Below are 20,116 nucleotides of genomic sequence, written 5' to 3'. Positions count from 1 at the left end.
CCGGGGCCATCCCCCTTCCGCACACGCCAGAACATGACGACGCCCAGCCGCAGAGAGCTTGCCAACGCCATCCGCTTCCTCGCCATCGACGGTGTCGAGGCCGCCAAGTCCGGCCATCCCGGCATGCCCATGGGCATGGCCGACATCGCCGAGGTGTTGTGGAACGACTACCTGCGGCACAACCCGGGCAACCCGCGCTGGCCCGACCGCGACCGCTTCATGCTGTCCAACGGCCACGGCTCGATGCTGCACTACGCGCTGCTGCACCTGTCCGGCTACGACCTGTCGATCGAGGAGCTCAAGCGCTTCCGTCAGCTCGAGTCGAAGACCCCGGGGCATCCCGAGAATTTCATGACCCCGGGCGTGGAGACCACCACCGGTCCGCTCGGCCAGGGCTTCGCCAACTCGGTCGGCTTCGCGCTCGCCGAGAAGCTGCTGGCGCAACGCTACAACCGCCCCGGCTTCGACGTCGTCGACCATCGCACCTGGGTATTCATGGGCGACGGCTGCATGATGGAAGGCATTTCGCACGAAGCCGCATCGCTGGCCGGCACCTGGGGGCTGGGCAAGCTGGTGGCGTTCTGGGACGACAACGGCATCTCGATCGACGGCGAGGTCGAAGGCTGGTTCACCGACGACACCCCGGCGCGTTTCGAGGCCTACGGCTGGCGCGTGATCCGCAACGTCGACGGCCACGACCCGCACGAGATCAGGACCGCGATCGAGACCGCGCTCAAGCACGACGACAAGCCCACCCTGGTGTGCTGCCGCACCACGATCGGCTTCGGTTCGCCGGCCAAGGCGGGCAAGGAGTCCTCGCACGGCGCGCCGCTGGGCAAGGACGAGGTCGAGGCCACGCGCAAGGCGCTCGACTGGCCGCATGGGCCCTTCGAGGTGCCGCCGGCGATCGCCGATGCCTGGCGCGCCGACGACGCCGGTGCCGTGCGCGAAGCGGAATGGAACGCGCTGTTCGAGGCGTATGCGGCGGCGCATCCGGAACTGGCGACCGAACTGCGGCGTCGCCTGCGTGGCGAGTTGCCGTCGGACTTCGCCGCGCAGGCCGATGCCTACATCGCGAAGCTGCAGGCCGAGGGCCCGGTGGTCGCGTCGCGCAAGGCTTCGCAGATGGCGATCGAGGCGTTCGCGCCGCTGCTGCCGGAACTCATCGGCGGCTCGGCCGACCTCGCGCATTCCAACCTCACCCTGTGGAAGGGCAGCCAGCCGGTCGTCGGCGGTTCGCCCGAGGCCAACTACATCAACTACGGCGTGCGCGAATTCGCCATGACCGCGATCGCCAACGCGCTGTCGATGCATTGCGGCTTCATTCCCTACGACGCGACCTTCCTGGTCTTCAGCGACTACGCGCGCAACGCGGTGCGCATGAGCGCGCTGATGCGCTCGCACGCGATCCATGTCTACACCCACGACTCGATCGGCCTGGGCGAGGACGGCCCGACCCACCAGCCGGTCGAGCACCTGGCCTCGCTGCGCTACATCCCCAACAACGACGTCTGGCGTGCCTGCGACGCGGTGGAGTCGGCGGTGGCGTGGAAGTCGGCGATCGAACGCATGGACGGACCGGCGTGCCTGGTGTTCTCGCGCCAGAACCTGCAGCACCAGCCGCGCGACGAGCGGCAGGTGCGTGACATCGCGCGCGGTGGCTACGTGCTGAAGGACTCGGTCGGCACGCCGGAGGTGATCCTGATCGCCACCGGCTCGGAAGTGGAACTGGCGACGAAGGCCGCCGAGCAACTCGGCGAGAAGGTGCGCGTGGTCTCGATGCCTTCGACCACCGTGTTCGACCGCCAGGATGCGGCCTACCGCGAATCCGTGCTGCCGAACGCCGTGCGCAAGCGCGTCGCCGTGGAAGCGGGCGTCACCGGTTTCTGGCGCCAGTACGTGGGCCTCGATGGCGCCGCGATCGGCATCGACACCTTCGGCGCCAGCGCGCCGGCGGGCGAGCTGTACAAGCACTTCGGCATCACGGTCGATGCGGTGGTCGAGGCGGCCAGGGCGCTCTAGCCAGTCGGGCTCCCTGCGCGGGCGCGCGTCGATCCCTCTTCTCGGAGTGCGCAAGCGCCCCGCTCTTGCGCCAGTTCCCGATTCCGCGCCCAGCATCGGGAGGATCGCGCAACGCGTCGCATCCCCGCGTCGCGACCTGACGGGCCCCGCCGCGACCGCCGGGCCTTTGCGGCGAATGTCCTCCGGCATCCGCCTGCAGGCGGATGCCTCCCCCTTGATTTCGCCGCAAAGGCCCGACGGCCACGGCGGGGCCGGCTTGCGGTCGCGCACGCGCCGAGCGTTCTTTTCGGTTGCTGTCGTGATGCAGCCTCCAGCGACCCGATAGGCCAGGGGCGCTCGCACCCGACGCGTCGATCAACGGACACATCCAGCGATCGCATGGGCCTCGATGACAACGTGATCGGCAGCGACATCTTCGGCGCCAGTCCGCCTGCAGCCAAGCTGTATACGTGCATCGCGGCCACAGTCGAAGCCGTGGTCGAGCCAGGCAGGACGCCGCAACACGGCTCGCGTTCGGGACTGCGACGGACCACAGCCATCGCGATCCTGGTTCAGCGGGCGCCCGGCGCCACTTTCTTCATTCCCGCATCGCGAGTCGCGCGACCAGCCAGGCGTCGATTGCGGACGTGTCGGGCGGCAGCGCGGTCCGGGGCCACGGCGCCGCATCCGAGATCTCGTCGCTTGCGAGGAACGCGGGTTCGCCATCGATCGCTGCGCCGAAGATCGCGCCGGTCGAAGATTCGCCATCCCCGGGCGTCGCCACCGCGATCCCGATCCATCCCTGCGCATGCAGGGTGGTTGCGCGGTAACCGGACTCCTCGTGCAGTTCGCGCAGCGCGCACTGCTCCGCCGCTTCGCCCGGTTCGATCCAGCCGCCCGGCAGCTCCCAGAGGCCGCGGCGCGCATTGCGGACCAGCAGGACCTGCGCGCCACGCGACGCCAGCACCAGCGCGAAGTCGGCGGGCCGGGGCGGGGGAGACGCGTGCGCGGCATGGAACGCCAGCAGGCGTTCGCCGCGTTCGTTGACGACAGGCGGACCGGCGACCGTGGGCTCCGCCATGCGCGGAGGCTCAGCCTGCGGGACGGTCGTGCTTGCTGCCGCCGCGGCAGGTCGGCGAGTCGGGCGCCGCGCCCTGTTCGGCCCACTCTTCCGGCGTGTAGGTATGCAGCGCCAGGGCGTGCACCTGTTGCATCAGCGGGCCGAGCGCGCGGTACACCAGCTGGTGGCGCTGCACCGCGCGCCTGCCGGCGAAGGCTTCGCTGGCGATCACCGCCTTGTAGTGCGTCTCCAGGCCGCGACTGTGCATGTGGCTTTCGTCCGCCACATCGAGGTACGTGGGCGAGAGCGGCTGCAGGGCCGCGCGCAGCAGGTCGGCTTTCGTGCTCATGGCACGATGATACGCGTGGCCGCTGGCTGCGGTCGTGGTCGCGCGCCGCCGGGACCGCATCGCAGTGTTGCGTTCATGCCGCCGCTGCCTGCGTGCGGTGCAACGCCAGGCGCAGCAAGCGCGCCTGCAGCCAGTCGCCGGCCGAGCGCGGCTGCGAGAGGTCCATGCGCTCCATCGCCTCGGCATCCGTCGCATCGCCCGGCCCCAGGAGCGCAGCCGCCACCGTCGCCAGCTTGTCGCGGCGGGACCCCGTGCGCGACTTCAGCCAGCCCAGCGCCCGCACCAGCCGCTGCTCCACCGGGGTGAAATCGCTGCCGAGCGGATAGTCGGGCAGGGTGCCGTCGCGGCGGAACGGCGCCAGCGTCGCGGCCAGCGCGTCGGCGGTGTGGTCCGACCACGCTGCCGGCATGGCGAAGTCGCCGCGCAGCTTGCGATGTCGTTTCGCAGTGGCAAGCAGCCCGTCGGCGAAGCGCGCGTCGCTCACGCCCGCCATCGCCACGATGCAGTCCTCGTCCGGCTGGCCGCGCAGGTCCGCGATGCCGTACTCGGTGATGTACAGATCGCGCAGGTGACGCGGGATGGTGGTGTGGCCGTAGTTCCAGCGGATGTTGGATTCGGCCACGCCACCGGCTTCGCGCGTGGCCCGCAGCAGCAGCGTCGAGCGGCCGCCCGGCAGCGCGTGCGCCATCGCCACGAAGTTGTACTGGCCGCCCACGCCCGAGACCACGCGGCCGTCGTCGAGCCCATCGGACACCGCCGCGCCGAGCGCGGTCGCCATCATGCAGGTGTTGAAGAAACGGCCGTCGCGGCGCTGCAGGCGCTCGAGCCCTTCGTCGAGCCCGTAGAGTTCGTTGACCTCGCTCACGCGCTTCATGCCGATGCCGCGGCGGGTGGCGTCGTCCAGCCCGTGCAGCCAGTCGTAGAAGTCCTGCGAGCCGAGATAGAACGCGCCGTGCAGGAACTGGCCGTCGCGCTCCACCAGCTCCAGGTCCAGCGCGCTGGCGCCGCCTTCGTTCACCCGCTGCATCAGCGAGGCCTTGTCGACCACCTTGCGCCGGATCACGCCCGCGTCCACCAGCCGGCGGAAGCCCTCGTTGATCATCTCGCTGCAGCCGTACAGTCCCTGCGCGAAGGGATCGAGCCCGCCGCTGGTACGCACCGCCGGATGCCGTTCGATGGAAGGATCCAGCGCATGCAGCACGCGACGGTAGGCGGGGTTGTCCTCGTGGCGCAGCGCCAGCGCATGGCACAGCGCGTCCGACAGTGCGCCGATGCCGATCTGCAGCGTGCCGCCGTCGCGCACCAGGGTGCTGGCATACAGCCCGATCGCATGCTCGGCCACGCCCACCGGCTGGCGCGGCAGCGCGAACAGCCTCGGGTACGGCGCCGGCGGCGCCACCACCAGGTCGAACCAGTCGGCATCGACCGCGGCGGCCCCATCCAGCCAGGGCAGCTGCGGATCGATCTCGGCCACCAGCATCGGCCGCGGCAGCCCCGCGGCCACGATCGCGTCCACCGCATCGAAGGTCAGGTCGGTGTTGGAAGACAGCGAGAGCCGCGTGCCGTCTTCGTTCGCGGCCACCTTCTGCACGATGCAGTTCGCGCCGCGGTCGGCGAGCGCGCGCGCCACGTGCGTGTAGTTGAGGCTGGCATAGCGCCGCTGCGCCTGCGACGAGCCCAGCAGCGCGCCCGACTGCAGGTAGAACTCCTCCACCGACACGTGCGCGGGCAGGGCATCGCGCCGCTGCGCATCGACGTAGGCCAGTCGCGGGAAGTCCGCGCCGAAATGGCGCTGCGCGAACGGTTCGAGGAAGCGTCGTTCCAGCCCGGGCGCCGCGCGCGGCGGATCCAGCGAAAGCGCCGTGTACAGCGTCATCGGCCGCGCCGGATCGGCGGCCACGCGCGCGTACAGCGCGTTGAGCAGGCGGTGCGGCTTGCCCAGGCCGAGCGGCGCGCCCACCTGCAGTTCGCGCGGCAGGTGTTCGAGCATCCAGCCGACGGCTTCGTCGAGATCGGCGAGCAAATGCGTCATCGCGGCTCCGTGCTCACTGTTCGAGCATGTCCGGCCGGAACAGCCGACGGCGCGACACCTCGTCGCCCGACACCATGAACCGGCCCTCGCCGCGATAGTGCACCGTGCGCGGCAGCTTCGGCGCCGCCGCCGCGCGCGCCTGCGCCACCCGCCACACGAACAACGGGTAGTCGCGGGTGATGCGCGTTTCGTGCAGCGTGCATTCCAGGATGGCGTGGCATTGCGCGACGCCCGGCGCGGCCACCTGCCGCGACGGCGCCGCGTCCAGGCCGAAACGCTCGAACTTGTCGACCTCGCGGCTGGAACAGTTGCCGATGCCCACCACCGTGTCCAGCAGGCCGGCCGTGGGCAGGTTGAGGGTGCATTCGCGGCTGCGGCGCGCCAGCGCATGGCTGCGGTTGGCGTCCCAGATGTAGGTGCCCACAAGGTCGTAGCCGAGCATCATGTGCCAGCCCAGCGTCATCAGCGCACGCTCGTCCTTCCATTGCGTGCACAGCAGCAGCACCGGCCCGGGTTCGAGGAAACGCCGCACCCGGTCGACCGGGAATGCGCGCTTGCGGACAGGCTTCATCGCGATCTCCGTGTGGCAGGAGGCACAGCATGCCGCGCCCCGCGCGAACGCCGCGTCGCCACGCCGCGCAGTGGCCGCCTGCCGCGCCGTGCAACCCTGCGAACCGCCGCCCGCCCCCGCGCCACCATGCTCACAGCGTATCGAGCGGAATCCGCAGGTAGCGCACGCCGTTGTCTTCGGGCTCGGGCAGGGCGCCGGCGCGGATGTTCACCTGCACCGCCGGCAGGATCAGCGCCGGCATCTCCAGCGTGCGGTCGCGCGCCTCGCGCACGGCCACGAAGTCTCCTTCGGTCGTATCCGCGCGCACGTGGATGTTGCCGCGCTTCTGCGCGCCGATGCTGGTCTCGCAGGCCACGTCCCGGCCATCCGGCCCGTGGTCGTGGCAGACGAACACGCGGGTGGCCTCGGGCAGGGCGTACAGCCGCTGGATCGAACGGAACAGCTGCGCCGCGCTGCCGCCGGGAAAATCGCAACGCGCGGTGCCGCCGTCGGGCATGAACAGCGAATCGCCGGTGAACAGCGCATCGCCCACCAGGTAGGCGCAGCTGTCGCTGGTGTGTCCCGGCACCGCGATCACGTGCGCGCCGATACCACCCACCGTGAACGCCTCGCCATCGGCGAACAGCTGGTCGAACTGCGAGCCGTCCACCGGGAAATCGCCGCCCAGGTTGAACATCCGCGCGAACCGCGCCTGCACCGTGCGGATGCCTTCGCCGATCGCCAGCGTGGCCGCCGGCAGGTGGCCCTTGAGCCAGTGGCTGGCGGAGAGGTGGTCGGCGTGGGCGTGCGTCTCGAGAAGCCAGCGCACGTCCAGGCCGGCGCCCTGCACGTGGTCGAGCAGCGCCCGGGCCGAACCGGTGCCGGTGCGGCCCGAGGCCGCGTCGAAGTCCAGCACCGGATCGACGATCGCCGCCTGGCGCGTGCCCGGATCGGACACCACGTAGCTCCAGGTGCTGCTGGGCTCGTGGAAGAACGGGGTGACGCGGGGTGTCATGGCGGCGACGGGCGACGGTATCGGGAGCGGCCGATGCTTTCACGCGCCGCATTCGGGAAGCGTAAAGTGGAGGTCCGTCCGCCGCGGAGCATTTCCATGCCCCCGTCCCTGTCCACGACCATGCCGCGCATCGCCGCCCTGGCCGCCTGTTTCGCCGTCGCCACGCTCGCCGCCGGCTGCGCCACCTCGCCGACGCCGGTGGCCGGCGCGGCCAACACCGCCGTCGTGCCGCAGGCCATCCCCGGCCTGCGCGCGCCGCGCCCGGGCCTGCTCACCGCCGGACAGCCCGCCGCGGCCGACTGGCATCGGCTGGCGGACGACGGCGTGGCGACGGTGGTCAACCTGCGGCCCGAGGCAGAAATGCAGGGCCGCGACGCCCGCGCCGAAGTGACCGGCGCGGGCATGGCCTACCACGCGATCCCGGTGGCCGGCGCAAGCGACCTGTCCGATGCCAACGCCGCAGCGCTCTGGCAGCTCCTCGAAGGCGCTGAAGGCACGGTGCTGGTGCACTGCGCTTCGGCCAACCGCGCCGGTGCCCTGCTGGCGATCGGCGCGGCGCGATCGGGCGCGATGGGCCCGGTCGAAGCGCTGGCGTTCGGGAAGTCGGCCGGACTCACGAGCCCGGCGCTGGAAGCGGCGGTGCGGGGACGGCTGGGGCTGGAGCTGGAGGCTCCTGCGGCCGGCGACTAGCGCCTTTCCGCGAAGCGCGCGGCGCGTTCCTGGCTGTGATCGCGTGGCGGTGCGAGTGCGGTAGGCAAGTCGCGATCGTCAGGGAATCATGGCTTGCCGGGTAGAGACAGGCCCATCGGGTGCAATGGGCGCCCCGGTGCCTCGGCAGGTTGGAGGTGGGCCGGCATCGAGGCGCAAGGGTGCGATCTCCACCCGCTACACCAGGCCCGAGCAGCAGGTTTCGATACCCGCTCCGGGTGGATGCAGTACGAGGCCGCATCCGCCTGCACTGGCTGGCGCCAGCGGACTGGCGTCTTTGCACCCATTGGACCGCCGCCGCCGCGCCGGCTCCTCAGGAACCGGGCTCATTCCGCCTCTTCGTTCGTCCCGTCCTGCTCCGGTGCGCGGTCCAGCCCGCCCTCGTCGGGGTCGGGCTTCTTCTGCGGGCCGGTCTTGCGGGCGTCCTCGCCGTCGAGGGGTTGCTTCTCGGGATAGCCGGAGCGCTCCTCGCGGCGGTCGGGTGTCCTGTGCATGTGGTTTACCTCCCGAGCTCGAACACGACGTCGAGGTTGGCGCCGAGCGTGGTCTCGCCCGGCGACACCGGGGCCGATTCCATGCGCGCGTCCATCGCCTGCACCTTCACCATCATCGGCATCGGCGGCTGGAAGCCGCCGCCTTCACTGATGCTCACGATCCGACGCACGCGCAGGCCCAGCGACTTGGCGTACATGTCGGCGCGCGCCTGCGCCAGCTTCAGCGCGGACTGGCGGGCTTCGTCGTAGGCGGCCTCGGGCTTGTCGATCTCGAAGCTGGGGCCGTTCACCTGGTTGGCGCCGCTGACCACCAGCGCGTCGAGCACGTCGCCCAGCCGGGCGATGTCGCGCACCTTGATGTTGACGGTGTTGCTGGCCTGGTAGCCGGTGATCGTCGGCGGTTGATTCTCGGCGTAGCGGTACTGCGGCTGGATGCTGATGCCGCTGGTCTGCACGTCGCGCTCGGCGATGCCGGCGGCCTTGATCGCGGCGACCACCTTGGCCATCTCGGCGGAGTTGGCCTTGAGCGCGGCGTTGGCGTCGGCGGCCTGGGTGACCACGCCGGTGGACAGGCTGGCCACGTCGGGCACGCGGCTGGCCTCGGCGTGGGCCGAGACCGACAGCAGGGTGCCGTCGCTCGAGGCGATGGCGGGGGCGGGGGTTTGCGCGTTGGCGTTGGTCATCACGAGGGCGCCCAGGGCGAGGGTGGAAGCGAGCAGCAGGGAAGCGGCGGGGCGAATCATGTCGAACTCCGGGAGTGGCTGGGGGAAGGGTCGTCAGGATCCGGTGAACGGCCCGTGAGCCTGAACGGGGTTACGGGTCCGGGTTCGGCCGGCACGCGACCCCCCGCGGGTATCCTTGTCCCATGTTGCATCTGGCCTCCCAATCGCCGCGCCGGCGCGAACTCCTGGCGCGCCTCGGCGTGCTCTTCGGCGTGATCGAGGTGGACGTTCCCGAGGAGCGCGCGCCCGGCGAGCCGCCGGAGGACTACGTGCGCCGCGTGGCCCGCGAGAAGGCGGGGGCGGGGCTGCTGGCGATGGTGGCCGTGCCCGGGGCGGTGGTGCTGGGCGCGGACACCGAGGTGGTGCTCGACGATCGGGTGTTCGGCAAGCCGCGCGACGTGCGCGATGCCGCCGACATGCTGCGGGCGCTGTCGGGCCGCAGCCACGCCGTGGTCTCGGCCGTCAGCCTGGTCTCGGGCGGGCGCGAGGCGCAGGCGGTGAGCCGCTCGCAGGTGACCTTCGCGACCCTGGAGGATGACGAGATCGCAGCCTACGTCGCCAGCGGCGAACCGATGGGCCGCGCCGGCGCTTACGCCATCCAGGGCGGCGCGGAACGCTTCGTCACCCGCCTCGACGGCAGCTATTCGGGCGTGATGGGCCTGCCCCTGCACGAGACGGCGATGCTGCTGAAGGGCTTCGGGCTCGCGACCGGGTTCGTCGGTCGGGATCGGTCCCCGGCGTCGGCGGACGCCGCGCAGGCGGGTACGGGAGCGGCGCGCTGATGTCCGAGGAGATCCTGGTCAACGTCACCCCGCGCGAAACCCGCGTGGCGGTGGTCGAGAACGGCATGCTGCAGGAGCTGCACATCGAGCGCGGCTGGCGCCGCGGCGTGGTCGGCAACATCTACAAGGGCACGGTGCAGCGGGTGATGCCGGGGATGCAGGCGGCGTTCGTCGATATCGGCCTGGAGCGCACCGCGTTCCTGCACGCCAACGACGTGATCCGGCCCAACCAGCCCGAATCCGAGGACGACGACGCCCTGCCGCCGGTGCCGCAGCCGGTGCGCCCGGTGACCGAGCTGTTGCGCGACGGCCAGGAAGTGATAGTGCAGGTGGTGAAGGATCCGATCGGCAGCAAGGGCGCGCGCCTGACCACGCAGCTGAGCATCCCGTCGCGCTACCTGGTGCTGCTGCCGCAGTCGCGGGTGATCGGCGTCTCGGCGCGGATCGAGGACGAGGCCGAGCGCACGCGGCTCAAGGGCCTGGTGGCGGAGCAGTCGCTGCCCGAGGCGCAGCTGGGCTACATCGTGCGCACCAATGCCGAGGGCCAGCCGGCCGAGGCGCTCGCCGAGGACCTGGCCTACCTGTCGCGGGTGTGGAACATCATCGGCCGGCGCGCGCGCGAGGCCGCGGTGCAGACCTGCATCTACGAGGACCTGAGCCTGCCGCTGCGCGCGGTGCGCGACCTGATCCGCAAGGACGTGGAAAAGGTGAAGGTCGATTCGCGCGAGACCTTCGACCGGCTGCAGGCCTTCGTCGCCAAGTACATGCCGGTGCTGGCCGAGCGCATCGAGCTGTACACCGGCAACCGTCCGATCTTCGACCTGTACGGGGTCGAGGACGAAATCCAGCGCGCGCTGGACAAACAGGTGCCGCTGAAATCCGGCGGCTACCTGGTGATCGACCAGACCGAGGCGATGACCACGGTCGACGTCAACACCGGTTCGTTCCTCGGCCAGCGCAACCTCGAGGAGACGGTGTACCGCACCAACCTCGAGGCGGCGCAGGCGGTGGCGCGCCAGCTGCGGCTGCGCAACCTGGGCGGGATCATCATCATCGACTTCATCGACATGGTCGACGAGGAACACCGCCGCCAGGTGCTGCGCACGCTGGAGAAATCGCTGGCCAAGGACCACGCCAAGACCACGGTCTACGACTTCTCGCCGCTGGGCCTGGTGGAGATGACCCGCAAGCGCACGGTCGACAGCCTGCAGCGCCAGCTCAGCGAGACCTGCAACGCGTGCAGCGGCCGCGGCATGGTGAAGACGCCGGAAACGGTGACCTACGAGATCTTCCGCGAGATCGTGCGCGCGGTGCGCCAGTTCGAGGCCGAGCGGCTGCTGGTGATCGCCTCGCCCAAGGTGGTGGCGCGGATCACCGACGAGGAATCCCCCGCGGTCGCGGAACTCGAGGAATTCCTGGGCAAGTCGATCCGGTTCCAGTCGGACGAGCAGTACCTGCAGGAACAGTTCGATGTCGTTCTGCTGTAAAGCCGTGATTCGTGATTCGGGATTGGTGATTGGAGGGGCGTGCGCGTCGTTCCGAATGACCGATCGCCAATCACGAATCACGGCGTCGCGCGCGGCGCGACGCCGATGACCACGCCCTTCCGCCGTCGCCTGCGGCTCGCGCGCCGGGGCGCGTGGTATGCGGCCGCGTTGCTGCTGGTGCTGACGGCGCTGGCGGTGGGCGCGGTGAGCCGGCTGCTGCCGCTGGCCGAGCGCCATCCCGACCGCGTCGCGGCGTGGCTGGGCGAGCGTGCGGGACGGCCGGTGGCGTTCGACCGGCTCGAGACCGAATGGACCCGACGCGGGCCGCTGCTGCGGGTGGACGGTTTGCGCATCGGCGAAGGCGCCGGTGCGGTGCGGATCGGCGAGGCCGAGATCCTGGTCTCGCAGTACGCCGGGCTGCTGCCGGGGCGCTCGTTCACCGAGCTGCGGCTGCGCGGCCTGGAACTGGCGCTGGAGCGCGCCGACGACGGCCGCTGGCAGGTGCGCGGGCTCCCGGGCTCGGAGCAGCCGGCGCAGGATCCGTTCGCCGCGCTGGAATCGCTGGGCGAGCTGCAGGTGATCGGCGGACGGCTGACGGTGTCCGCGCCGGCGCTGGGCCTCGAGGCCACGCTGCCGAGAATCGACCTGCGCCTGCAGGTCGGTGGCGAACGGGTGCGGGCCGCGGCGCAGGCGTGGATCAGCGAAGCGGCAGAGCCGCTCGACCTTGCCATCGACCTCGAACGACGCCAGGGCCAGGGGCGTGCGTACGCCGCGGCGATGCGGGCGGACCTCGGGGCCTGGGCGCCGCTGCTGCGTTTCGCCGGGGTCGGGGTCGAATCGGGCACCGGCAGCGCGCAGCTGTGGCTGCAGTTGCGGAAGGGGCGCGTCACCCGGGTCACGGTCGACGCGGCGCTGGCGGACGTGGCGCTGCGCGGTACCGCGGTCGCGGCAGGCCGCGAGCCGCCGCGGCAGCGTTTCGGGCGGATCGAAGCCAAGGCGCGCTGGCAGCTGGCGGAGCAGGGTTGGCGCGTGGATGCGCCGCGGCTGCGCATCGCGGGCGACGATGGAGCGCAGGTGCTCGACGGGCTCGCGGTCGCGGGCGGGCAGCGGTTCGCGCTGCATGCGGCGCGGATCGATGCGGGGCCGCTGCTGGCCGTGGCCGCGCTCGGCGACCGGCTGGAGCCTGGCCTGCGCAACTGGCTGCTGGCCGCGGCGCCGGACGCGACGCTGCACCAGATCGCGTTCGAGCGCGAGGCCGACGGTCGCCTGCGCGCGAGCGCGCGGGTCGAGGCGCTGCGCATGGCCAGCGTCGGCGACACGCCCGGGTTCGCCGGGCTCGCCGGCTCGTTCTGGGGCGACGCCCAGGGCTTCCGCTTCGAGCCGGATCCGGCGGCGCAGGTGCGCTTCGACTGGCCGTCGGGGTTCGGGCCGCCGCACACGGTGAGCCTGCGCGGCGAAGTGGCGGGCTGGCGCGAAGGCGCGGGACTGCGCGTGGGCACGCCGTCGCTGCGCGTGGCCGGCGAGGGGTATGCCGCCGACGTGCATGGCGGGATCTGGTTCCAGAACGACGGCACCCGTCCGTTCCTCGATATCGCGGCCTCGGTCGACGACGCCGAGATGACGGTGGCCAAGCGGTTCTGGGTGCGCCACGTGATGCCGGATGCGGCCGAGCGCTGGCTCGACGATGCGCTGGTCGGCGGACGCGTGCGCGGCGGACGCGCGCTGATCAGCGGCGATCTCGACGACTGGCCCTTCAGCACGCGTCGAGACCGGCAGCACGCCGGGCTGTTCCACGCCGATGCGCGACTGCAGGATGCGGTGGTGAAGTTCCATGGCGACTGGCCTGCGGTCGAGGGCTTCGATGGCGAGGTCGACTTCGTCAACGACGGTTTCGCGGTGCGGGGCGCGGGCACCGTGGCTGGCGTCGCGGTGCGGGACGTGGAGGCCACGCTCGCGCACTACGGGCACGCGCCGCTGCTGATCCGCGCGCGCCCCGCGGGCGATGCCGGCGCGTTGCTGGCGCTGTTGCGGCAGAGCCCGCTGCGCAACGGAATCGAGGAGACCCTCGACAGCCTGTCGGCCAGCGGTCCGGTGGCGGCGACGTTCTCGATGTCGCTGCCGCTGCGCGACGGCGTGCGGCCGACGATCGCCGGCGAGGTGGATCTGGAGGGCGTACGCCTCGCGGACGCGCGCTGGAAGCTGGGCTTCGAACAGGTGCGCGGACGCGCGGGCTACGACCGCCACGGCTTCGAGGGCGGCGGACTGCAGGCGGTGCGCGAGGGACGGCCGGGCAGGCTGTCGCTGCGTGCCGGACAGGGGCATGTGCGCGATCCCGCTTCCGCGTTCGAGGCCGATCTCGAGGGCGTGCTGGCCGCCGACGACCTGCTCCAGCATGCGCCGCAGCTCGACTGGCTGGCGCCGCGCGTGCGCGGCCGCTCGCAGTGGCGGGTGGGCGTGGTGATTGCGAGGGCAGCGCGGCCGGGGGCCGCGGCCCCGGCGCGGCTGCAATTGCGCTCGAACCTGATGGGCACCGCGCTGGACCTGCCCGAGCCGCTGGCCAAGCCCGCGGCGGACGCACTGCCGACCACGATCGTGACCACGCTGCCGCTGGGCGATGGCGAGCTGAGCGTCGACCTGGGAGGACGGCTCGCGCTGCGCGCCACCACCACGCCGGGGGGCACGGGCGTGCGCGCCGTGCTCGGTGCCTCGCGGGTGTCGCAGCCGCCGCCGGCCTCGGGCCTGGTCGCCAGTGGCCATGCCCCGGTGCTGGATGCATTGGCGTGGGCCACGCTCGCGTCCGGCGACGGGGGCGGTGGTGGTGCGATGCCGCTGCGGGGCATCGACATCACCGCGGCGCAACTGCGCCTGCTGGGCGCGAATTTCGCCGACACGCGCCTGCTGGCGGCGCCGGTGGGCGATGGCACCCAGGTGCGTTTCGAAGGCGCCGCACTGGCAGGCACGCTGCAGCTCCCGCGGGAGCCGGGTGCGGCGGTCGGCGGCCGGTTCGCACGTCTGCACTGGCAGTCCGCGACACCGCTGTCGGGCGCGGCGCCGCCTGCGCCGGAGCCGCCGGTGGCCGCGCAGGCGGCAACGCCGGCGGCGGAGCGCGACGGGATGGATCCCTCGAAGGTGCCGCCGCTGCGGCTGGACGTGGACGATTTCCGTTTCGGCACGCTTGCCCTGGGGCAGCTCGAGCTGCGTACCCGCGCGACCGCGAACGGCCTGGAGATCGAGCGGCTGCAGGCGCGCTCGCAGCACCAACGGATCGACGCCGGCGGCAGCTGGACCGGGCGCGGGACGGGCGCGCGCACGCGCCTGAGCCTGGAGGCGGACAGCCGCGATTTCGGCGAACTGATGGCGGGCCTGGGCTTCGGCCGGAGCATCGATGGCGGCCAAGGCACGCTGCGCTTCGCCGCCGAGTGGCCGCGCAGCCCGGCCGACTTCGCGCTCGCCAACATGCAGGGCGAACTGTCGCTGACGATCAAGGACGGCCGCCTGGTGGAGGTGGAGCCGGGCGCCGGCCGCGTGCTGGGGCTGCTCAGCGTCGCGCAGCTGCCGCGGCGGCTGATGCTCGATTTCCGGGACTTCTTCTCCAAGGGGTTCAGCTTCGACCGCATCGGCGGCAGCGTGCGTTTCGCCGCCGGTACCGCCCGCAGCGACGACATGGTGATCGACGGGCCGGCGGCGGAAATCCGCATGCGCGGGCGCAGCGACCTGCGCGCGCAGACCCACGACCAGACCATCGAGGTGCTGCCCAAGACCGGCAACCTGCTGCCGGCGGTGGGCGCGATCGCCGGCGGACCGGTCGGCGCCGCGGTCGGCGCCGTCGCCAACGCCGTGTTGCGCAAGCCGCTCGGCGAGATGGGCGCGCGCACCTATCGCGTGACCGGGCCGTGGAAGGACCCGCGGGTCGAGGTGGTCGAGCAGGCCAATGCGCCGCAGGCCGCCGCCGCACGCCGTTCAGCGACGCCGCCGCGAGAGCAGTGACGCCGGCTGCTGGCGTCGATGGACTTGCGATCCTCGCGCCAGGCCCCAGACTGCGCCGCATGGATACAGCACAGACTCCGCTCGCCGTCGCCGAATCCCGCCTGTTGCTCCCCGCCGGGCTCGACGCTTCCCAGCTCGATCGCATGTTCGGCACCTTGCTCGGGCCCGGCATCGATTTCGGCGACCTGTATTTCCAGCATTCGCGCCGCGAGAGCTGGAGCATGGAGGACGGCATCGTCAAGGACGGCGCGCATTCGATCGAGCAGGGCGTGGGCGTGCGCGCGATCAGCGGCGAGAAGACGGGCTTCGCCTATTCCGACGACATCAACGGCGACGCGTTGCTCGAAGCCGCGCGCTCCGCGCGTGCGATCGCGCGCGACGGCGATTCGCGCGCGCCGCGTGCGCTCGCGGTGGGCCAGGGCCGCAGCCTGTATCCGGCGCACGATCCGGTCGATGCGCTCGGCAGCGCCGCCAAGGTCGAGGCGCTGCAACGCATCGACCGCATGCTGCGCGCCGCCGATCCGCGGGTGCAGCAGGTGATGGTGGGGCTGATGGGCGGCGTCGACACCGTACTGGTGGCGCGCAGCGACGGCGTGCTCGGCGGCGACGTGCGGCCGCTGGTACGGCTCAACGTGCAGGTGATCGTGGCGCAGGACGGCCGCCGCGAAAGCGGCTATGCCGGCCATGGCGGTCGCTACACCTACGAGGAACTGCTCGGCGAGGGACGGCCCGAGGCGACTGCGCGCGAGGCCCTGCGCCAGGCGCTGGTGAACCTGGAGGCGATCGATGCACCTGCCGGCAACATGCCGGTGGTGCTGGGCAGCGGCTGGCCCGGCGTGCTGCTGCACGAGGCGGTGGGCCACGGCCTGGAGGGCGACTTCAACCGCAAGGGCACCAGCACCTACGCCGGGCGCATGGGCCAGCGCGTGGCCGCCCCGGGCGTGACCATCGTCGACGACGGCACCCTGGCCTCGCGCCGAGGCTCGCTCGACATCGACGACGAGGGCACGCCCACGCAGTGCACCACCCTGATCGAGGACGGCGTGCTCACCGGCTACATGCAGGACACGCTCAACGCCCGGCTGATGGGCGTGCCGGCGACCGGCAACGGCCGCCGCGAGTCCTTCGCGCACATGGTGATGCCGCGCATGACCAACACATACATGCTCGCCGGCACGCGCACGCGCGAGGAGATGATCCGCTCGGTGAAGAAGGGCCTGTACGCGGTCAACTTCGGCGGCGGACAGGTCGACATCACCAGCGGCAAGTACGTGTTCTCGGCCACCGAGGCCTACCTGATCGAGGACGGCAGGATCACCGCGCCGGTGAAGGGCGCGACCTTGATCGGAAACGGCCCGGAAACGATGCAGCGCGTGACCATGGTCGGCGACGACCTCGCGCTCGACGAGGGCGTGGGCACCTGCGGCAAGGACGGCCAGAGCGTGCCGGTGGGCGTCGGCCAGCCGTCGCTGCTGGTGTCGCAGATCACGGTGGGCGGGACGCGCGCCTGATGGCGCGCGGGAATGGGGAATCGGGAATGGGGAATCGCAAACGCGAAGTTCGACGCGATGCCCGTTTCCTCCATTCCCTATTCCCTATTCCCTATTCCCTATTCCCTATTCCCTATTCCCTATTCCCTATTCCCTATTCCCTATTCCCGGCTCCTGCGCGAGCGTCTCGCGCAGGAGCCGGAACAGCTCCCGGAACGCGCGCGGCGGCTTGTTGCGGGCGCGTTCGTCGATCGCGTTGCGCGACAGCTGCCGCAGCTGCTGGCGATCGGCCTGCGGGAACTCGTCCAGCAGGTCGGCCAGCGCCGCGTCGCCGTCTTCGAGCAGGCGCTCGCGCCAGCGCTCCACCCGGTGCAGCAGCGCGGTTTCCTGCTTCGCCGCCTCGCCGCCGGCATCCAGCGCATCGCGGATCGCATCGAGGACTTCATCGTCTTCGCGCCGCATCTGCTTGGCCAGGAACGCCAACTGGCGTTTGCGCGCGATGTGCGAGGTGATTCGGCGCGCTTCGGCGATGTGCGGCTGCAGGTGTTCGGGCAGCGGCAGTTTCGCCAGCCGGCCCGGTTCCAGTTCCGCGAGCTGGGTGGCCAGCGCCAGCACGTCCAGCGCTTCGCGGCGCTGCTGGCTGCGGCTGGGCGACAGGAACTCGCCGGTGTCTTCGTCCTTCCCTCTCATCGCATCAGGATAAGCCATTGAACAGCGTTGCCGTGCCCGCCACCGACGACAGCCTCGAACGGCTCGACCGCCTGCAGGGCCTGGCCGCGCGCCTGCTCGAGGCGTGCAGCGCGCAGGGCGCCGACCAGGCCGAGGTCTCGTGTTCGGAAGAACGCGGCCTGAGCGTGAACGTGCGCATGGGCGAGGTCGAGACGGTGGAGGCCACCCGCGACCGCGGCATCGGCGTGACCGTGTACTTCGGCCGGCGCAAGGGCAGCGCCAGCACCGCCGACCTGCGCGATGCCAGCCTCGACGCCACCGTGGCGCAGGCCTGCGCGATCGCGAAGTTCACCGAGGCCGATCCCGCGGCCGGGCTGGCAGATGCCGAACTGATGGCGCGGCCCGGCCCCGACGGCTGGCCCGATTTCGACGACTGGCATCCCTGGGCGCTGGAGGCCGACCGCGCGGTCGACATCGCGCTCGCCTGTGAGGCGGCCGGCCGCGACGCCGACGCGCGCATCGCCAATTCCGACGGCGCGTCGGTCAGCAGCAGCGCATCGCTCGGCGTGTACGCGAACTCGCACGGCTTCGTCGGCGCCGAACGCGGCACCCACCACAGCATCGACTGCGCGCTGATCGTGGGCCAGGGCGAGGACATGCAGCGCGATGGCTGGTACAGCTACGCGCTGGCCGAGTCGGACCTGGAGGCGCCCGTCGCGATCGGCCGCAGGGCCGCGCAGCGCGCATTGGCGCGGCTGCAGCCGCGCCGGTTGGCGACCGGGACGTACCCGGTCCTGTTCAGTGCCGATGTCGCGCGCTCGCTGGTCGGGCACCTGCTCGGCGCGGTGTCCGGCGGTGCGCTGTACCGGGGCGCGAGCTTCCTGGTCGACAGCGTGGGCACCCGGCTGTTCCCGCAATGGCTGTCGATCCTCGAGGATCCGTTCCTGCGTCGCGGCCTGCGCTCCGGGGCCTGGGACAGCGAGGGCGTGGCCACGCGCGCTTCGTCCCTGGTCGAGTGCGGCGTGCTGCGGCGTTACGTGCTGGGCAGCTATTCGGCGCGCAAGCTCGGGCTGCAGACCACCGGCAACGCCGGTGGCGTGCACAACCTCGCGCTGTCGCCGAACGCCGACGGTTTCGATGAGCTGGTCCGCGGCATGGGGCGCGGGCTGGTGGTCACCGAACTGATGGGGCAGGGCGTGAACCAGGTGACCGGCGACTACTCGCGCGGCGCGGCAGGTTTCTGGGTCGAGGGCGGTGCGATCGCGCACGCGGTGGACGGCATCACCGTGGCCGGCAACCTGCGCGACATGTTCCTCGGCATCGAGGCGGTGGGCCGCGATGTCGATCCGCGTTCGCACATCCGCACCGGTTCGATCCTGGTCGGCGCGATGACGGTGGCTGGCACGGATTGACGGTATGCTAGGCGCGGCCGTGCGGCGGAGGGAGCCGCACGTGTAAACCGTGGCTCCAACAACCTTCGGGGAATGAAATGAACGATACCAATCCCATCCCGGGCGGAGACGCCGGACAGGACGACCGCACGGTCGCGATGCTGACGCACCTGTCGGGGATCATCCTGGGCTTCATCGTGCCCCTCGTGGTGTGGCTGATCAACAAGGACAAGGCGGACAAGGGGTTCCTGATCGATCAGTCGAAGGAAGCGTTGAACTTCAATCTCACGCTGCTGATGGTCTACATCGCGTTGTTCATCCTGACGGTGGTCACGCTGGGGCTGGCGAGCCCGCTGACGTTCCTGCTCTGGCTCGCGTCGATCGTCTTCTTCATCCTTGCCGGGCTGGCGGCCAACAAGGGCGAACGCTACCGCTATCCGGTCGCGATCCGGCTGATCAAGTAGGCGAGCAGGGATGTCCTCACGGGACCCGGATGCGCGAAGCGCCCTCCGGGTCCCGGTCCTGCGGGGCGCGTCGCGGCAGGTCCGCATTCCATCGCCGAGGGGAGCGCTGCCGTGCGTCCGTCCGGCTTCCGTGCTGCCTCGAGGGCGTACGCGCGCGCATGCGCGGCATGCGCCATGAGCGTCGACGGCCCTAGGGCATGAGTTGGGTTGAGTTTCCGCGCGGCGGGCGCATCATCGTTCCTGCGCCGGAAGATTCCCGGCGGGAGCAGAACCATGAATGCGACGCTGCATCGCGAAGACGCCACCCTCGCCGATCGCCAGTGGGCGGCCGGTGCCCATGTCGCCGCGCTGGCGCTGGCGCTGCTGACCAGCTGGACCGCCGGCTTCGCCGGCATGCTGGCCGCGGGCGTGGTGTACCTGCTCAAGCGCGACGACGCGCCGTTCGCCGCGGAGCACGCGCGCGAGGCGTTCAACTTCAACCTGAGCATGTTCCTCTACGCCTGCGGCGTGTGCGTGCTCGGCTTCCTGCTGCTCGGCGCCACCGTGCTGACGCTCGGCATCGGCCTGATCGTCACCCTGCCGGCGGGCCTGATGCTGCTGGTGGCAGTCGCGGCGATCGCGGTGATGTGGCTGGTGTGCAGCATCGTCGCCGCGATCAGGGCATGGAACGGCGAGCATTACCGCTATCCGCTGACCCTGCGGCTGCTGTAACGGACATCGCGCCTGGCGACACGTAACCTCGTCCAGGGTGCGTTCGCCAGCCTCGTGTGTTCGAGGCGGGCGCGGCAGCAGGTGATCCGTGACGCCCCCCGCGCGGCCCATGCCCGTCCGGGGGGCCTTCCGGATAACCCGGCCTGTCGCTCCGAACGTGACGACAGGCGCGTCACTGGAGCGAAGCTGCTCGATCAGGCCGGA

The 20,116-nt window shown here is 71.3% G+C and carries 17 protein-coding genes; 9 read left to right on the top strand and 8 right to left on the bottom strand.

The features are described 5' to 3' along the window. The first annotated feature begins 33 nt into the window (after positions 1 to 33). Entirely contained in the window at positions 34 to 2,022 is a 1,989-nt protein-coding gene (gene tkt / locus JMO03_RS18785; protein WP_202845301.1) for a transketolase, read from the top strand. A 577-nt stretch (positions 2,023 to 2,599) separates the two neighbouring features. Here the strand turns inward: tkt and JMO03_RS18780 are convergent. The 5 genes from JMO03_RS18780 to JMO03_RS18760 all read right to left on the bottom strand — a co-directional run bounded on the left by JMO03_RS18780 (position 2,600) and on the right by JMO03_RS18760 (position 7,007). Beyond that, positions 2,600 to 3,082, bottom strand: a complete 483-nt coding sequence (locus tag JMO03_RS18780) for an NUDIX domain-containing protein (protein WP_202845300.1) — start codon at positions 3,080 to 3,082, stop codon at positions 2,600 to 2,602. A gap of 10 nt (positions 3,083 to 3,092) precedes the next feature. After that, positions 3,093 to 3,410, bottom strand: coding sequence for a BolA family protein (locus tag JMO03_RS18775; protein WP_202845299.1), 318 nt, complete (start codon positions 3,408 to 3,410; stop codon positions 3,093 to 3,095). 73 nt (positions 3,411 to 3,483) lie between these two features. Continuing rightward, positions 3,484 to 5,442 (bottom strand): acetyl-CoA hydrolase/transferase C-terminal domain-containing protein, encoded by a 1,959-nt coding sequence (locus JMO03_RS18770; RefSeq protein WP_202845298.1) that lies wholly within the window; start codon positions 5,440 to 5,442, stop codon positions 3,484 to 3,486. A 13-nt stretch (positions 5,443 to 5,455) separates the two neighbouring features. After that, positions 5,456 to 6,013: a flavin reductase family protein gene (locus tag JMO03_RS18765; RefSeq protein WP_202845297.1), complete on the bottom strand. Its 558-nt coding sequence runs from the start codon at positions 6,011 to 6,013 to the stop codon at positions 5,456 to 5,458. Between the two features lie 130 nt (positions 6,014 to 6,143). Next, positions 6,144 to 7,007, bottom strand: a complete 864-nt coding sequence (locus JMO03_RS18760; RefSeq protein ID WP_202845296.1) for an MBL fold metallo-hydrolase — start codon at positions 7,005 to 7,007, stop codon at positions 6,144 to 6,146. A 96-nt stretch (positions 7,008 to 7,103) separates the two neighbouring features. On the opposite strand from JMO03_RS18760, the gene JMO03_RS18755 reads away from it, so the two are divergent. After that, a complete protein-coding gene (locus JMO03_RS18755; protein WP_202845295.1) occupies positions 7,104 to 7,697 on the top strand; it encodes a protein tyrosine phosphatase family protein in 594 nt (197 codons plus the stop codon). 344 nt (positions 7,698 to 8,041) lie between these two features. Here JMO03_RS18755 and JMO03_RS18750 read toward each other — a convergent pair whose 3' ends face one another. Next, positions 8,042 to 8,209, bottom strand: a complete 168-nt coding sequence (locus tag JMO03_RS18750) for a hypothetical protein (RefSeq protein WP_202845294.1) — start codon at positions 8,207 to 8,209, stop codon at positions 8,042 to 8,044. 5 nt (positions 8,210 to 8,214) lie between these two features. Beyond that, positions 8,215 to 8,952 carry an SIMPL domain-containing protein gene (locus JMO03_RS18745; RefSeq protein WP_202845293.1) on the bottom strand — a complete coding sequence of 246 codons (738 nt, stop codon included), beginning with the start codon at positions 8,950 to 8,952 and terminating at the stop codon, positions 8,215 to 8,217. 122 nt (positions 8,953 to 9,074) lie between these two features. Between JMO03_RS18745 and JMO03_RS18740 the strand changes: the two genes are divergently transcribed. The 4 genes from JMO03_RS18740 to tldD all read left to right on the top strand — a co-directional run bounded on the left by JMO03_RS18740 (position 9,075) and on the right by tldD (position 16,698). Then, the gene (locus JMO03_RS18740; protein ID WP_202845292.1) at positions 9,075 to 9,713 is read left to right on the top strand and encodes a Maf family protein; all 639 of its coding nucleotides are present in this window, start codon (positions 9,075 to 9,077) and stop codon (positions 9,711 to 9,713) included. Beyond that, the gene (gene rng / locus JMO03_RS18735) at positions 9,713 to 11,200 is read left to right on the top strand and encodes a ribonuclease G (RefSeq protein WP_202845291.1); all 1,488 of its coding nucleotides are present in this window, start codon (positions 9,713 to 9,715) and stop codon (positions 11,198 to 11,200) included. The genes JMO03_RS18740 and rng overlap by 1 nt, the downstream gene beginning before the upstream one ends. Before the next feature lie 105 nt (positions 11,201 to 11,305). Beyond that, entirely contained in the window at positions 11,306 to 15,187 is a 3,882-nt protein-coding gene (locus JMO03_RS18730; RefSeq protein ID WP_202845290.1) for a YhdP family protein, read from the top strand. 59 nt (positions 15,188 to 15,246) lie between these two features. After that, the gene (gene tldD / locus JMO03_RS18725; protein ID WP_202845289.1) at positions 15,247 to 16,698 is read left to right on the top strand and encodes a metalloprotease TldD; all 1,452 of its coding nucleotides are present in this window, start codon (positions 15,247 to 15,249) and stop codon (positions 16,696 to 16,698) included. 126 nt (positions 16,699 to 16,824) lie between these two features. On the opposite strand, the gene yjgA is transcribed toward tldD, so the two are convergent. Then, positions 16,825 to 17,367 (bottom strand): ribosome biogenesis factor YjgA, encoded by a 543-nt coding sequence (gene yjgA / locus JMO03_RS18720; protein WP_202845288.1) that lies wholly within the window; start codon positions 17,365 to 17,367, stop codon positions 16,825 to 16,827. 17 nt (positions 17,368 to 17,384) lie between these two features. Between yjgA and pmbA the strand changes: the two genes are divergently transcribed. The 3 genes from pmbA to JMO03_RS18705 all read left to right on the top strand — a co-directional run bounded on the left by pmbA (position 17,385) and on the right by JMO03_RS18705 (position 19,912). Further along, on the top strand, positions 17,385 to 18,758 hold the full coding sequence (gene pmbA / locus JMO03_RS18715; protein WP_202845287.1) for a metalloprotease PmbA: 1,374 nt from the start codon (positions 17,385 to 17,387) through the stop codon (positions 18,756 to 18,758). Positions 18,759 to 18,835: 77 nt separating this feature from the next. Then, a complete protein-coding gene (locus tag JMO03_RS18710) occupies positions 18,836 to 19,201 on the top strand; it encodes a DUF4870 domain-containing protein (protein ID WP_202845286.1) in 366 nt (121 codons plus the stop codon). Between the two features lie 273 nt (positions 19,202 to 19,474). Continuing rightward, a complete protein-coding gene (locus JMO03_RS18705; RefSeq protein ID WP_202845285.1) occupies positions 19,475 to 19,912 on the top strand; it encodes a DUF4870 domain-containing protein in 438 nt (145 codons plus the stop codon). Positions 19,913 to 20,116: the final 204 nt, after the last annotated feature.

The sequence above is a fragment of the Luteimonas saliphila genome (assembly GCF_016774335.1).
GTDB lineage: Bacteria > Pseudomonadota > Gammaproteobacteria > Xanthomonadales > Xanthomonadaceae > Luteimonas > Luteimonas saliphila.
This window is presented reverse-complemented; position numbering and strand designations above follow the sequence as displayed.